This window comes from Pseudomonas sp. Marseille-Q5299, from assembly GCF_943737035.1.
In the GTDB taxonomy this organism is placed as follows: Bacteria; Pseudomonadota; Gammaproteobacteria; order Pseudomonadales; family Pseudomonadaceae; genus Aquipseudomonas; species Aquipseudomonas putida_E.
Genome location: NZ_CALSFR010000008.1, coordinates 184,386 through 197,590, shown reverse-complemented (window position 1 = coordinate 197,590; position 13,205 = coordinate 184,386). Strand labels below are relative to the sequence as shown.

The 13,205-nt window shown below is 62.3% G+C and carries 13 protein-coding genes, 1 tRNA gene and 1 pseudogene; 8 read left to right on the top strand and 7 right to left on the bottom strand.

The window, feature by feature from the left end; translation table 11 throughout:
- Positions 1-24: 24 nt before the first annotated feature.
- From hisF to NGJ21_RS21725, 6 genes are all read right to left on the bottom strand, one after another.
- Positions 25-795 carry an imidazole glycerol phosphate synthase subunit HisF gene (gene hisF / locus NGJ21_RS21750; RefSeq protein WP_012316672.1) on the bottom strand — a complete coding sequence of 257 codons (771 nt, stop codon included), beginning with the start codon at positions 793-795 and terminating at the stop codon, positions 25-27.
- Between the two features lie 10 nt (positions 796-805).
- Positions 806-1,543, bottom strand: a complete 738-nt coding sequence (gene hisA, locus NGJ21_RS21745) for a 1-(5-phosphoribosyl)-5-[(5-phosphoribosylamino)methylideneamino]imidazole-4-carboxamide isomerase (protein WP_012316673.1) — start codon at positions 1,541-1,543, stop codon at positions 806-808.
- Positions 1,544-1,655: 112 nt separating this feature from the next.
- Positions 1,656-1,916 carry a DUF2164 domain-containing protein gene (locus tag NGJ21_RS21740; protein WP_119687914.1) on the bottom strand — a complete coding sequence of 87 codons (261 nt, stop codon included), beginning with the start codon at positions 1,914-1,916 and terminating at the stop codon, positions 1,656-1,658.
- Positions 1,917-2,555 carry an imidazole glycerol phosphate synthase subunit HisH gene (gene hisH, locus NGJ21_RS21735; RefSeq protein WP_012316675.1) on the bottom strand — a complete coding sequence of 213 codons (639 nt, stop codon included), beginning with the start codon at positions 2,553-2,555 and terminating at the stop codon, positions 1,917-1,919.
- The gene (gene hisB, locus NGJ21_RS21730; protein WP_012316676.1) at positions 2,556-3,149 is read right to left on the bottom strand and encodes an imidazoleglycerol-phosphate dehydratase HisB; all 594 of its coding nucleotides are present in this window, start codon (positions 3,147-3,149) and stop codon (positions 2,556-2,558) included.
- Between the two features lie 233 nt (positions 3,150-3,382).
- Positions 3,383-5,041 (bottom strand): OFA family MFS transporter, encoded by a 1,659-nt coding sequence (locus NGJ21_RS21725; protein ID WP_046788301.1) that lies wholly within the window; start codon positions 5,039-5,041, stop codon positions 3,383-3,385.
- 370 nt (positions 5,042-5,411) lie between these two features.
- Between NGJ21_RS21725 and NGJ21_RS21720 the strand changes: the two genes are divergently transcribed.
- The 6 genes from NGJ21_RS21720 to NGJ21_RS21695 all read left to right on the top strand — a co-directional run bounded on the left by NGJ21_RS21720 (position 5,412) and on the right by NGJ21_RS21695 (position 10,890).
- Positions 5,412-7,655: an AsmA family protein gene (locus NGJ21_RS21720; protein ID WP_251962666.1), complete on the top strand. Its 2,244-nt coding sequence runs from the start codon at positions 5,412-5,414 to the stop codon at positions 7,653-7,655.
- Positions 7,652-8,719: an A/G-specific adenine glycosylase gene (gene mutY, locus NGJ21_RS21715; RefSeq protein WP_119687916.1), complete on the top strand. Its 1,068-nt coding sequence runs from the start codon at positions 7,652-7,654 to the stop codon at positions 8,717-8,719. Before NGJ21_RS21720 ends, mutY begins: the two co-directional genes overlap by 4 nt.
- Positions 8,716-8,988, top strand: a complete 273-nt coding sequence (locus tag NGJ21_RS21710) for an oxidative damage protection protein (RefSeq protein WP_251962665.1) — start codon at positions 8,716-8,718, stop codon at positions 8,986-8,988. Before mutY ends, NGJ21_RS21710 begins: the two co-directional genes overlap by 4 nt.
- A gap of 90 nt (positions 8,989-9,078) precedes the next feature.
- A tRNA-Phe gene (locus NGJ21_RS21705) sits at positions 9,079-9,154 on the top strand.
- A gap of 190 nt (positions 9,155-9,344) precedes the next feature.
- Positions 9,345-10,334, top strand: a complete 990-nt coding sequence (ppk2, locus tag NGJ21_RS21700) for a polyphosphate kinase 2 (protein WP_251962664.1) — start codon at positions 9,345-9,347, stop codon at positions 10,332-10,334.
- A 112-nt stretch (positions 10,335-10,446) separates the two neighbouring features.
- Positions 10,447-10,890, top strand: coding sequence for a hypothetical protein (locus NGJ21_RS21695; RefSeq protein WP_039603031.1), 444 nt, complete (start codon positions 10,447-10,449; stop codon positions 10,888-10,890).
- A 171-nt stretch (positions 10,891-11,061) separates the two neighbouring features.
- On the opposite strand, the pseudogene NGJ21_RS21690 reads toward NGJ21_RS21695, so the two are convergent.
- Positions 11,062-11,283 (bottom strand): annotated as a pseudogene (locus NGJ21_RS21690) (GABA permease); the annotation flags it as partial.
- A 365-nt stretch (positions 11,284-11,648) separates the two neighbouring features.
- On the opposite strand from NGJ21_RS21690, the gene NGJ21_RS21685 reads away from it, so the two are divergent.
- The gene (locus NGJ21_RS21685; protein WP_012316684.1) at positions 11,649-12,422 is read left to right on the top strand and encodes an ABC transporter ATP-binding protein; all 774 of its coding nucleotides are present in this window, start codon (positions 11,649-11,651) and stop codon (positions 12,420-12,422) included.
- A gap of 11 nt (positions 12,423-12,433) precedes the next feature.
- Positions 12,434-13,186 carry an ABC transporter substrate-binding protein gene (locus NGJ21_RS21680; protein WP_115273105.1) on the top strand — a complete coding sequence of 251 codons (753 nt, stop codon included), beginning with the start codon at positions 12,434-12,436 and terminating at the stop codon, positions 13,184-13,186.
- Positions 13,187-13,205 lie beyond the last annotated feature (19 nt).

The following is a 13,205-nucleotide window of genomic DNA, read 5'->3' as shown; positions in this document are numbered from 1 at the left end:
GGGCAAAGCCCTCCCAACAATCCATCAGCGAACGACGATACCGCGTGCAGCCATGTAGGCCTTGGCCTCCGGCACCGTGTACTCACCGAAGTGGAAGATGCTCGCCGCCAGCACCGCGCTGGCATGCCCTTCCAGAATCCCGTCAGCCAGGTGCTGCAGGTTACCCACACCACCCGAAGCGATCACCGGAATGCCCAGCGCATCGCTGATGGCGCGGGTCACGCCCAGGTCAAAACCGTTCTTCATGCCGTCCTGGTCCATGCTGGTCAGCAGGATCTCACCGGCCCCCAGGCCTTCCATCTTCTTCGCCCACTCGACGGCGTCCAGCCCGGTCGGCTTGCGCCCACCATGGGTGAAGATTTCCCAGCGCGGCGCTTCACCGGGCGCTGACACCTTCTTGGCATCGATGGCCACCACGATGCACTGCGAACCGAAACGGTCGGCAGCCTCACCCACGAACTCTGGGTTGAACACCGCAGCGGTGTTGATCGAAACCTTGTCGGCACCGGCATTGAGCAGGTTGCGGATGTCCTGCACGGTACGCACGCCACCGCCCACGGTCAGCGGGATGAACACCTGGCTGGCCATGCGCTCGACGGTATGCAGGGTGGTGTCGCGGCCATCGACGCTGGCGGTGATGTCGAGGAAGGTGATTTCGTCGGCACCCTGCTCGTTGTAGCGACGGGCAATTTCCACCGGGTCGCCGGCATCACGAATGTTCTCGAACTTGACGCCCTTGACCACCCGGCCGTTGTCCACGTCCAGGCAAGGGATGATGCGCTTGGCCAGTGCCATGGTTCAGTCCTCAGCCTTTGTAGTTGTCGCAGAAGGCCTGGGCCTCGGCGACATCGAGGGTGCCTTCGTAGATGGCACGGCCAGTGATGGCACCGACGATGCCTGGGGCCTTGGCGTCCAGCAGGGTCTTGATGTCACCCAGGTTGTGGATGCCGCCCGAGGCGATCACCGGGATCGAGGTGGCCGCTGCCAGCGCCGCGGTGAATGGCACGTTGCAACCCTGCATCATGCCGTCCTTGGCGATGTCGGTGTAGACGATCGCCGAGACGCCATCGGCCTCGAAACGCTTGGCCAGGTCGATGACCTGCACCGAGCTCACTTCAGCCCAGCCGTCGGTGGCGACGAAACCGTCCTTGGCGTCCAGGCCGACGATGACCTTGCCGGGGAAGGCCTTGCACGCTTCGGCGACGAACTCTGGCTGCTTGACTGCCTTGGTGCCGATGATCACATAGCTGACGCCAGCCTTGACGTAGTGCTCGATGGTTTCCAGCGAACGGATGCCGCCGCCGATCTGGATCGGCAGGTTCGGGTAACGTTTGGCGATGGCAGTGACCACCTCACCGTTGACCGGCTGGCCTTCGAAGGCGCCGTTGAGGTCGACCAGGTGCAGGCGGCGGCAACCACCCTCGACCCACTTGGCGGCCATGCTCACCGGGTCGTCGGAAAATACCGTGGAGTCTTCCATGCGGCCCTGGCGCAGGCGCACGCAGGCACCGTCCTTCAGATCGATAGCGGGGATAATCAGCATGCTCTTTCCTTCGTCAATTCAAGCGGCAAGCTGCAAGCGACAAGCTGCAAGCATGCGCGTCGTGTTTTCGATGGCGGTCCAGCTTTGGCTTGCAGCTTGAGGCTTGAAGCTTTCAGCTTTTTTCCAACGCCCACAGGTCGCTCTCGATGCTCTCGAACCGCTCCTTGAGGTGCAGCTGAACATCGGCAATCGCCCTGTTGTAGTAATGGGGTGCAATCTCTTTGCTGAACACGTCGAGGACCTCGGCCACCTCGAACGACCCCAGCTGCAGCTCGAAGCGGTCTTCGAGGAAGCGCTTGAGGGTGTCGAGCGCTTCGCGCTCCTGCTCGGGGGCCAGGGTGATGACGGGGGCCTTGATCTTCGACCTGCTCATTTACCAGCGCCCGTCCCAGGCGACGAAGTTCTGCAGCAGCTGCAGGCCATGGGTATGGCTCTTCTCCGGGTGGAACTGCACGGCAAAGCGCGAACCCTCGGCCAGCGCGGCAGCGAAGTCGACGCCATAATGGCCGCGACCGACCACCTGGCCCGGCTTGCCGGCATTGATGTAGTAGCTGTGCACAAAATAGAAGCGCGCACGATCAGAGATGTCGTGCCACAGCGGGTGGTCGACCGCCTGGGTGACTTCGTTCCAGCCCATGTGCGGCACTTTCAGGTGCTCACCACCTTCCTGCAGGTCTTTACCGAAGAAGCGCACCTGGCCAGGGAACAGGCCGATGCAGTCGACACCGTCGTTTTCTTCGCTGTGGTCCAGCAGGGCCTGCATGCCGACACAGATGCCCAGGAACGGCCGGTCCTGGCTGACTTCACGCACCAGGCTGTCGAAGCCCAGGCGGCGGATTTCGGCCATGCAGTCGCGAATCGCGCCCACGCCCGGGAACACCACACGGTCAGCCTCGCGAATCACCGCAGCATCACTGGTGACCAGCACCTTGCCGGCGCCGACGTGCTCGAGCGCCTTGGCCACCGAGTGCAGGTTGCCCATGCCATAGTCGATTACGGCTACCGTCTGCATTTACAGGCATCCCTTGGTCGATGGCATCTGCCCGGCCATGCGCTCGTCCTGGGTCACGGCCATGCGCAGGGCACGACCAAAGGCCTTGAACACGGTTTCGATCTGGTGGTGGGTGTTGTGGCCACGCAGGTTGTCGATGTGCAGGGTAACCAAGGCATGGTTGACGAAGCCCTGGAAGAACTCCTGGAACAGGTCGACATCGAAGCCGCCAACGGTGGCGCGGGTGTACGGCACGTGCATCTGCAGGCCTGGGCGGCCGGAGAAGTCGATGACCACACGCGACAGCGCTTCGTCCAGCGGCACATAGGCATGGCCGTAACGGAAGATGCCTTTCTTGTCACCGATGGCCTGGGCGAATGCCTGGCCCAGCGTGATACCGACGTCTTCGACGGTATGGTGATCGTCGATATGCAGGTCACCCTTGCACTCGATATCCAGATCGATCAGCCCGTGTCGGGCAATCTGGTCGAGCATGTGTTCAAGGAAAGGCACGCCGATATCGAATCGGGCCTTGCCACTGCCATCGAGGTTGATCGAGCACTTGACCTGGGTTTCCAGGGTATTGCGCTCGACGGAAGCCTTACGTTCGACCATCACCAGCTCCGCAAAATCATTGGGCGAAAAGGGCTCCATTATAGGCCCAGAACGCTCAAGCTTGGAACGCGGATGACATATGGCATTGCAAGGGGCTGCTCCGCAGCCCGATCGCCGGCAAGCCGGCCCCCAGAGGCCTCCCCAAAACTCATGCTTGGTGGAGAAGCTTGCAGGAGCCGGCTTGCCGGCGATGAGGCCATCACAGCCAGCCAGTCAGCTGGCTGTGATGCACCTCAGTGGAACAACACCGCCGTCTTCTGCAGGGTAATCCACACCCCCCAGGCCAGCGGAATCACCACCACCGCCCAAGCGATCAGCACCAGCGGCAGGCTGCCAGGCGCAGCATGCCACTCCAGCGAACGCGCGCCGTCGGCACCTTTGTCGTGGCTCAGGGCACGCTCGGCCGCAAGCTCGGCATCGCTCATGAAGTGCTTGTCGGCCACCGGGCGCACCAGCAGGTTGCAGACGAAGCCCAGCACCAGCAGGCCAGCGAGGATGTACAGGGTCATGTCATAAGCCGCCGCACGCTCCACACCCGCCGCCAACTGGTACTCACGCAGGTAAGTGATCAGCACCGGGCCCAGCACGCCGGCAGCGGCCCAGGCCGTCAACAGGCGACCGTGGATGGCACCGACCATCTGCGTACCGAACAGGTCGGCCAGGTAGGCCGGCACCGTGGCGAAACCACCGCCGTACATGGACAGGATGATGCAGAACGCCGCCACGAACAGTGCCACGTTGCCCAGGTGGCCCATGTTCGGTACCAGGCTGTAGAGGCCCACACCCAAGGCGAAGAAGGCGAAGTAGGTGTTCTTGCGGCCGATGTAGTCCGAGAACGATGCCCAGAAGAACCGCCCACCGATGTTGAACAGGCTCAGCAGGCCGGTGAAGCCAGCGGCAATGGCGGCAATCTGCGCCAATTGTGCAGCGTTCAGCTCGCTGAAGCGCAGCTCGTTGCCCAGCAGTTTGCCGGCAAACACTTCCTGCAGCAGTGGCGACGCCATGCCCAGGATGCCGATGCCCGCAGAAACGTTCAGGCACAGCACCAGCCAGATCAGCGCGAACTGCGGGGTTTTCCAGGCAACGCTGACGTGCACGTGACGGTCGGTGACCATCGCATTGGCTTTCTTCACCGGCGCGGTCCAGCCTTCAGGCTTCCAGCCGGTCGGCGGCACGCGGTACGCCAGGGCGCCTGCGGTCATGAACACAAAGTAGATCGCCGCCATCACCACGAAGCTCTGCCACACACCCACTTCATGCTCATTGCCGAAGTGCCCCATCAGCGCAGTGGCCAACGGTGCACCGACCATGGCGCCGCCGCCAAAGCCCATGATCGCCATGCCAGTGGCCATGCCGCGCTTGTCCGGGAACCACTTGATCAGGGTCGAAACCGGCGAGATGTAGCCCAGGCCCAGGCCAATACCGCCGATCACGCCGGAGCCCAGCCACATCAGCCATAGCTGGTGGGTCTTCACGCCAATTGCCGAAATCAGCATGCCGCCGCACCAGCACAGGGCCGACACCAGGCCAGCCTTGCGCGGCCCGGCGTGTTCCAGCCAACCGCCCAGCACCGCTGCCGAGCAACCGAGGAACACGAAGAACAGGGTGTAGATCCAGCTCAGCATGGAAATGGGCCAGTCGCACTCGGCGCTGAACATGCGGGCAATGAAGCCCATGTCCGCCGAGCACGCTACCGGGGCCGTGATGCCGATGGCTTGGGAAAGCGGCAGCCAGAAGACGGAAAAACCGTAGGCCATGCCGATACACAGGTGGATGGCCAACGCGGCCGGGGGTACCAACCAGCGGTTGAAGCCCGGGCGGGCGATGATGCGCTCCTTCGACAGGAAGCTTGGCGCGCTGGCCACTGCTCCTGCCGTGATACTGCTGTTCATGGATGTGATCCTTATGTAGGTAGACGATGCGTGCGCATTGAATGCCCGGCTCTTCTGGTTGCACGTAAGGCTCGGCCGTTTCAGGGCAACGTCCCGCGACAATACGTCGCGGCCGCTTCGCAGGCGGCGAAAGAGTACCAGTTCGCCTATGACATGAAAGCAATCTGATATCGTTATTTTTTGCTCGGCTGAATCGGTATTGCTGCCAAGTCAGCAAAAAGGAACTGCCCAAACCACAACTGTCGAAAGCCACAACACCTGATCATTTGGTAGGAAATGCTCTGTATCTCTTGTCGAATACTCTGGGCATACCACTGCGGCGCTATACTCTGGCGCTTGAAAATCAAATACGGACTACAAGGACTCGCCCATGAAAGCGTTCGGCAAACTCCTGGGACTGGGGCTTCTCGGGTTGCTGCTGATCATCGTGGCGCTGGGCTTCGCCCTGACCCACCTCTTCGATCCCAACGACTACAAAGACGAGATCCGCCAGTTGGCGCGCGACAAAGCCCACGTCGAGCTGACCCTCAATGGCGACATCGGCTGGAGCCTGTTCCCGTGGCTGGGCCTGGAGCTTCACGAAGCCAGCATCGCCACCCTGAACAAGCCCAAGGAACCGTTCGCCGACCTGCAGATGCTTGGCCTGTCGGTACGCGTGCTGCCATTGCTGCGCCGTGAAGTGCAGATGAGCGATGTGCGCGTCGAAGGCCTGAACCTGACCCTGAACCGTGATGAACAGGGCCATGGCAACTGGGAAGACATCGGCAAGCCGCTGCCTGCGCAAACCGACGCAACCGCCAGTGCACCTGCGCCTGCCGAACAGCCCGGCGCACCTGCAGAGGGCAGCAGCGAACGTGCGGTCAAGCTCGACATCGACAGCCTGACCGTGAACAACGCCCGCGTGCACTTCAGCGATGCCAAGACCGGCCAGAGCTACAGCGCCGAAAGCATCCAGCTGAGCACCGGCCCGATTCACGAGGGCGCGAACATCCCGCTCAAGGCCAGCGCCTTCCTCAGCGCCAGCCAGCCGAACATGAAGGCACGCACCGAACTTGCCGGCGAGCTGCGCTTTGACCGCAAGCTCAAGCGCTACAACTTCGAGGACATGCGCCTGTCTGGCGAAACCTCGGGCGAGCCTCTGGCCGGCAAGACCATGACCTTCGCGGCCCAAGGCCAGCTGTTGGTCGATATGGCGGCCAACGTCGCCTCCTGGAACGGCCTGAAAATCTCGGCCAACCAGCTGCGCGCCCTAGGCGAGCTGAACCTGCGCGACCTGGACAAGACGCCGCAGCTCAGCGGTGGGCTGTCCATCGCCCAGTTCGACCTGCGCACCTTCCTCGATGGCATCGGCCACCCGCTGCCGGCCACCAACGACCCCGCCGCCTTCAACAAGCTGGAGCTGGTCACCCGCCTGCAGGGCACGCCAAGCAGCCTGGCCCTGGAAGACCTCGCCGTAAAACTCGACGACAGCACCTTCAGCGGCCGCGTTGCCGTCGAGGACTTTGCCAAGCAAGCCCTGCGCGTGCAGCTCAAGGCCGACCAGTTCGACGCCGACCGCTACATGCCGGCCAAGAGCGAAGCAGCCAAGGGTGCCACCGCAGCGCGCCAGAACGAGGTCAAGCAACAGGAAGCCAGCGCGATCGCCGGTGCCGGCAGTTCGCCGCTGCCAAACGCGCCCACCCAGGTTGCCTGGAGCAACGACAAGCTGCTGCCGGTGGACCGACTTCGCACCCTCGACCTGCAGGCCGACCTGGCCTTCGGCTCGTTGACCCTGGACAAGCTGCCGATCAGCGACGCGCAGCTGCAAGCGAACGGCCAGGGCGGCCTGATCACCTTGCAAACCTTGCGCGGTGGCCTTTACGACGGCAGTTTCGAAGCCAAGGGCACCGTCGATGTACGCCCAGCCGTGCCGCAGATCGGCGTCAATACCAAGATCAACCGCGTGCCGGTGGAGCACTTCATCAAGGCTGAAGACAAAGACCAGGCCCCGCCGGTCAAAGGCCTGCTGACCCTGACCAGCGACCTGACAGCCACCGGTAACAGCCAGAAGGCACTGGTGGACACCCTCAACGGCAACGCAAACTTCACCATCAACGACGGCGTGCTGGTCAACGCCAACCTGGAACAGCAGCTCTGCCAGGCCATCGCCACGCTCAACCGCAAGACGCTCAGCGGCGAACCACGCGGCAAGGACACGCCGTTCGAAGAGCTGCGCGGCAGCCTGGTGGTGCGCAACGGCGTGGCCAGCAACCCGGACCTCAAGGCGCGCATCCCAGGCCTTACCGTCAACGGCCACGGCGACCTCGACCTGCGCGTGCTGGGCATGGACTACAACGTCGGCGTGATCGTCGAAGGTGATCAGCGTGCCATGCCCGACCCGGCCTGCCAGGTCAACGAGCGTTACGTCGGCGTCGAACTGCCGCTGCGTTGCCGTGGCCCGCTGGAGCTTGGCGCCAAGGCCTGCCGCCTGGACCAGGACGGCCTGGGCAAGGTTGCCGCCAAACTGGCCGGCAACCGCCTCAAAGACAAGATCGATGAAAAGCTCGATGAAAAACTCGGAGACAAAGTGAGCCCAGAATTGAAAGACGCGCTCAAGGGGCTGTTCAAGCGATGAGCCCTGCGCAGTTCTCCAGCGCCGTGCTGGACTGGTACGACCAGCACGGCCGACACGACCTGCCCTGGCAACAGGGCATCAACCCTTACCGGGTGTGGGTGTCGGAAATCATGCTGCAACAGACCCAGGTCAGCACCGTGCTGAACTACTTCGACCGCTTCATGCAGGCCCTGCCCACCGTGCAGGCGCTGGCCGAGGCCCCGGAAGACGAGGTGCTGCACCTGTGGACCGGCCTGGGTTACTACACCCGTGCACGCAACCTGCAGAAGGCCGCCAGGATCGTCGTCGAGCAACACGGCGGCGAGTTCCCGCGCAGTGTCGAACAGCTTACCGAGCTGCCTGGTATCGGCCGCTCCACCGCCGGTGCCATTGCCAGCATCAGCATGGGGATCCGTGCGCCGATCCTGGACGGCAATGTCAAACGCGTGCTGGCCCGCTTTACCGCCCAGGCCGGCTACCCGGGCGAACCGAAGGTGGCCAATGCCCTGTGGGCCACTGCCGAGCGCTTTACCCCGCAACAACGCGCCAACCACTATACCCAGGCGATGATGGACCTGGGCGCCACGCTGTGCACCCGCAGCAAGCCGAGTTGCCTGTTGTGCCCCGTGCGCAGCGGCTGCGAAGCGCACCTGCACGGCGAGGAAACGCGCTACCCCGAGCCCAAACCGCGCAAGGCCCTGCCCCAGCGGCGCACCCTGATGCCGCTGTTGGCCAACCATGAAGGCGCGATCCTGCTTTACCGCCGCCCGTCCAGTGGCCTTTGGGGTGGCCTGTGGAGCCTGCCCGAGCTGGACGCCATCGAGCAGCTCGATGACCTGGCCTACCAGCATGGCCTGCGCCTGGCCGAAAGCCGCGCGCTGGACGGCCTGACCCATACCTTCAGCCATTTCCAGCTGGCGATTGAGCCTTGGCTGGTGCGTGTCGACCCGGTCGGCCAGCACGTGGCCGAGGCCGACTGGCTCTGGTATAACCTCGCCACCCCGCCGCGCCTGGGCCTCGCCGCCCCGGTCAAAAAGCTGCTCAAACGCGCGGCCGACGAACTGATTGCAGGAGATGCCCGATGACCCGCACCGTGATGTGCCGCAAATACAAAGAACAACTGCCAGGCCTGGAGCGCCCGCCTTACCCCGGCGCCAAGGGCCAAGACATCTTCGAGCACATCTCGCAGCAAGCCTGGGGCGACTGGCAGAAGCACCAGACCATGCTGATCAACGAGAAGCGCCTGAACATGATGAACGCCGAGGACCGCAAGTACCTTCAGGGCGAGATGGACAAGTTTTTCGCCGGCGAAGATTACGCGCAGGCGGAAGGTTACGTTCCACCGGCCGAATGACCCCAAAAATCGTAAGCGACGGAATTAATTTAAAATTTTTTCAAAAAGTCGTTGACGAGCGGTCTGGAAATCTATTTAATTCACCTCGTCGCCCAGATAGCTCAGTCGGTAGAGCAGAGGATTGAAAATCCTCGTGTCGGCGGTTCGACTCCGTCTCTGGGCACCACCTTCAGCTTCTGGTGGTTGCAAATTAACCGAAGCGACAACAAGAAACCCGCCTAGTGCGGGTTTTTTGTTGTCTGGGATTTCTCATCCTGTTATGCCTACCCCGTATAGTTGACCCGCATCAACTAACCCCCTCCCCCCCAAACCCACAATTCCGGGCAAACATCCGAATCAACCTCACAAGGCCCACAATGGCCGAAGAATCCCCCCTACTGCTCCCCGCCCCCGCCGAACCGACGCCCAGCACCACACCAAAGCCTCGGGCCCGCCGCGCCCGTCAGCGCAAACCTGAGCCATCCATCACCCAGGTCAGCCAGGAACCCGCAGCACTGGAAGTGGCCAGCGCGCCGAAAGGCAGCAACGAGGACAGCACCTCTGCCCGCCTGCCGGCGAGCTACCCCTACCCGACCCGCATGCGCCGCCAGGAATACGAGAAGGCCAAGCACGCGCTGCAGATCGAGCTGCTGAAGGTACAAAGCTGGGTCAAGGACACCGGCCAGCGCGTGGTAGTGCTGTTCGAAGGGCGGGATGCGGCAGGTAAGGGCGGCACCATCAAGCGCTTCATGGAGCACCTGAACCCGCGGGGTGCGCGCATCGTCGCGCTGGAGAAGCCTTCCGAGCAGGAAAAGGGCCAGTGGTATTTCCAGCGCTATATCCAGCACCTGCCCACGGCCGGTGAAATGGTGTTCTTCGACCGCTCCTGGTACAACCGCGCCGGGGTCGAGAAGGTGATGGAGTTCTGCACACCGCTGCAGTACCTGGAGTTCATGCGCCAGGCGCCGGACCTTGAGCGCATGCTGTGCAACAGCGGCATCCTGCTGTTCAAGTACTGGTTCTCGGTGAACCGTGAAGAGCAGTTGCGCCGCTTCATCTCGCGCCGGGACGACCCGCTCAAGCACTGGAAGCTGTCGCCCATCGACATCAAGTCGCTGGATAAATGGGAGGACTACACCGCCGCCAAGGAGGCGATGTTCTTCCATACCGACACTGGCGATGCACCGTGGACGGTGATCAAGTCCGATGACAAGAAGCGCGCACGGATCAACTGCATCCGGCATTTCCTGCATTCGCTGGATTACCCGGGCAAGGACCCCAGCGTGGCGTACGCGCCGGATGACTTGCTGGTTGGCCGGGCTTCGCGCGGGTTCGAGGAGGATGAAGGGCCTGCGCTCGACAGTTGAAGGCCGGGGCCTGCAAGGGGTGCTCCGGTCTGCCGGGCGCTAGCAACGCTTGGGTTTGCTCGGCAAGTACGATTCAATACGCACATTTTCGCCCCCAAGGATTTCCAGCCCCATGGCCACCAATACCAAGCAACAGAAACGCGCCAAACGCGCCGCCAGCAAAGCCAAGCAAAACCGCATGGTACGCAGTGGCCAGGCAGTGAAAGCCAGCGCCGGTGACAGCGCCAGCATCGAGCAGGTGTTCAACAAGGCCATGGAGACCGACAGCTATAAAGAGCTGTTCGTGAAGATGAAGGCCGCCCAGGAGACCAGCCTGGTCTCGATGATCTCGGTGTTCCTGGTCGACCCGCTGCTGGCACTGGTGCTCAAGGGCCACAAGGAAGAGCACGCCACCGACTACATCGTGCTGGTGTTCAACGCCTACCGCACCTGGCTCGATGGCGCCGACGAAGACACCACCATGGCCTGGCTGGAAAGCGACGAGTTCCAGGAAGCCTATATCGCTGCTTCCGAACTGGTGGCCAAGCAGCAACAGCAGCAGAAACAGTTCGGCTGAATGCTCACCGGCCCTATCGCCGGCAAGCCGGCTCCCACTGGGTTTGCGCTGAGCTTGAGAGCAGCGGGGTACCTGTGGGAGCTGGCTTGCCGGCGATAGGGCCAGACCAGGCAAACAAAAAAAGGCCGCACCCTACACAGGACGCGGCCTTTTCATTACAGCCAGCGCGGATCAGTTATCCAGCGCCACCCGCCCGGCAGCCTGGCGCTTGCGGTGCACCAGCAAGCCAGCCGCAACCACCCCAATGCTCAGCAGCGCAGTCGCGATGATCTGCGCACGGTGATCCTCACGCAGCGCCATCACCACCAGCACGGCAACGATGAAAGCAATGCTCGCCCAGGTCAGGCCCGGGAACAGCCACATCTTGAAGTCGATCGTTTCACCGCGCGCCTTTGCACTGTTGCAAGGGATAAAAGTGCAACCCTGTGGTACAACCCTCCACTTGGATAGGCCTGTTGTCGGGTAACCCCGAATACTCGCCAGCGACAGCGCCTTTAGCCGCAAATAGCCCAAAAGCGCTTCCCAGTGCTGCCCAAAGCTGGCACCATCGCGCCTTTTTTCATCAAGGCTATGGAGCTGGGCGAGACCCTTGCGGACATCTGCGCGACGTTGCGCTGCAGCGATGCGACAAACTGCCCCAGCATTGACCAAAGCCCCTTGCGACCCTGTTGGCCGCCCTGATGCCGCTATGCTAGCTTGGCGCACGCCAGGAAGGCCGCCAACAGCTGGGAACGCACCCGAACACATGAGGACCGCACATGGCCCAGGCCACGCCCGCGCTGGAAATCCGCAACCTGCACAAACGCTACGGCGACCAGGAAATTCTCAAGGGCATTTCGCTGACCGCGCGTGACGGTGACGTGATCTCCATTCTGGGATCATCCGGCTCCGGCAAGTCCACCCTGCTGCGCTGCATCAACCTGTTGGAAAACCCGCACCAGGGCGAAATCCTGGTTGCCGGTGAAGCTCTCAAGCTCAAGGCCGCCAAAAACGGCGACCTGATCGCTGCCGACAACCGCCAGATCAATCGCCTGCGCAGCGAGATCGGCTTCGTCTTCCAGAATTTCAACCTGTGGCCACACATGTCGATCCTCGACAACATCATCGAGGCGCCACGCCGCGTGCTCGGCCAAAGCAAGGCCGAAGCCACCGAAGCCGCCGAAGCGCTGCTGAACAAGGTCGGCATCTACGACAAGCGCCACAGCTACCCCGCCCAGCTTTCCGGTGGCCAGCAGCAGCGTGCTGCCATCGCCCGCACCCTGGCCATGCGGCCTAAAGTCATCCTGTTCGATGAGCCAACCTCGGCGCTCGATCCGGAAATGGTCCAGGAAGTGCTTAACGTTATCCGCGCACTGGCCGAAGAAGGCCGTACCATGCTGCTGGTGACGCACGAGATGAACTTTGCCCGCCAGGTGTCCAGTGAAGTGGTTTTCCTGCACCAGGGCCTGGTTGAAGAGCAAGGATCGCCGCAGCAGGTCTTCGAAAACCCGACCTCGGCGCGTTGCAAGCAATTCATGTCCAGCCACCGCTAACGGAGCAACACATGCAGACTTACAAGAAATTCCTCCTGGCAGCTGCCGCCACGCTGGTGTTTTCGGCCAACGCCATGGCTGCAGAAAAACTGCGCATGGGTATCGAGGCGGCCTACCCGCCGTTCAACAACAAGGACGCCAGCGGTAACGTGGTCGGCTTTGACAAAGACATCGGCGACGCCCTGTGCGCCAAGATGAAAGTCGAGTGCTCGGTCGTCACCTCCGACTGGGACGGCATCATCCCGGCCCTCAATGCCAAGAAGTTCGACTTCCTGGTGTCGTCGCTGTCGATCACCGACGAGCGCAAGCAGGCCGTCGACTTCACCGACCCGTACTACTCCAACAAGCTGCAGTTCATCGCGCCGAAGAACGTCGACTTCAAGACCGACGCGAGCTACCTCAAAGGCAAGATCATCGGCACCCAGCGCGCCACCCTGGCCGGTACCTGGCTGGAAGACACCTACGGCAGCGACATCGACATCAAGCTGTACGACACCCAGGAAAACGCCTACCTCGACCTGATCTCTGGCCGAGTGGACGGCATCCTGGCCGACAAGTACGTGCAGTACGAGTGGCTCAAGAGCAAGGACGGCATGAACTTCGAGTTCAAAGGCGAACCTGTGGTCGACAGCGACAAGATCGGCATCGCCGTACGCAAGGGTGACCCGCTGCGCGAGAAGCTGAACAAAGCCCTGGCAGAAATCAAGGCTGACGGAACGTACAAGAAGATCAACGACAAGTACTTCCCATTCAGCATCGAATGATTCGCCCCGACCAGCGCGC

Coding starts and splice junctions, on each gene's coding strand:
- hisF (WP_012316672.1), bottom strand. CDS start 795: ATGGCACTGGCCAAGCGCATCATCCCTTGCCTGGACGTGGACAACGGC.
- hisA (WP_012316673.1), bottom strand. CDS start 1,543: ATGCTGATTATCCCCGCTATCGATCTGAAGGACGGTGCCTGCGTGCGC.
- NGJ21_RS21740 (WP_119687914.1), bottom strand. CDS start 1,916: ATGAGCAGGTCGAAGATCAAGGCCCCCGTCATCACCCTGGCCCCCGAG.
- hisH (WP_012316675.1), bottom strand. CDS start 2,555: ATGCAGACGGTAGCCGTAATCGACTATGGCATGGGCAACCTGCACTCG.
- hisB (WP_012316676.1), bottom strand. CDS start 3,149: ATGGTCGAACGTAAGGCTTCCGTCGAGCGCAATACCCTGGAAACCCAG.
- NGJ21_RS21725 (WP_046788301.1), bottom strand. CDS start 5,041: ATGAACAGCAGTATCACGGCAGGAGCAGTGGCCAGCGCGCCAAGCTTC.
- NGJ21_RS21720 (WP_251962666.1), top strand. CDS start 5,412: ATGAAAGCGTTCGGCAAACTCCTGGGACTGGGGCTTCTCGGGTTGCTG.
- mutY (WP_119687916.1), top strand. CDS start 7,652: ATGAGCCCTGCGCAGTTCTCCAGCGCCGTGCTGGACTGGTACGACCAG.
- NGJ21_RS21710 (WP_251962665.1), top strand. CDS start 8,716: ATGACCCGCACCGTGATGTGCCGCAAATACAAAGAACAACTGCCAGGC.
- ppk2 (WP_251962664.1), top strand. CDS start 9,345: ATGGCCGAAGAATCCCCCCTACTGCTCCCCGCCCCCGCCGAACCGACG.
- NGJ21_RS21695 (WP_039603031.1), top strand. CDS start 10,447: ATGGCCACCAATACCAAGCAACAGAAACGCGCCAAACGCGCCGCCAGC.
- NGJ21_RS21685 (WP_012316684.1), top strand. CDS start 11,649: ATGGCCCAGGCCACGCCCGCGCTGGAAATCCGCAACCTGCACAAACGC.
- NGJ21_RS21680 (WP_115273105.1), top strand. CDS start 12,434: ATGCAGACTTACAAGAAATTCCTCCTGGCAGCTGCCGCCACGCTGGTG.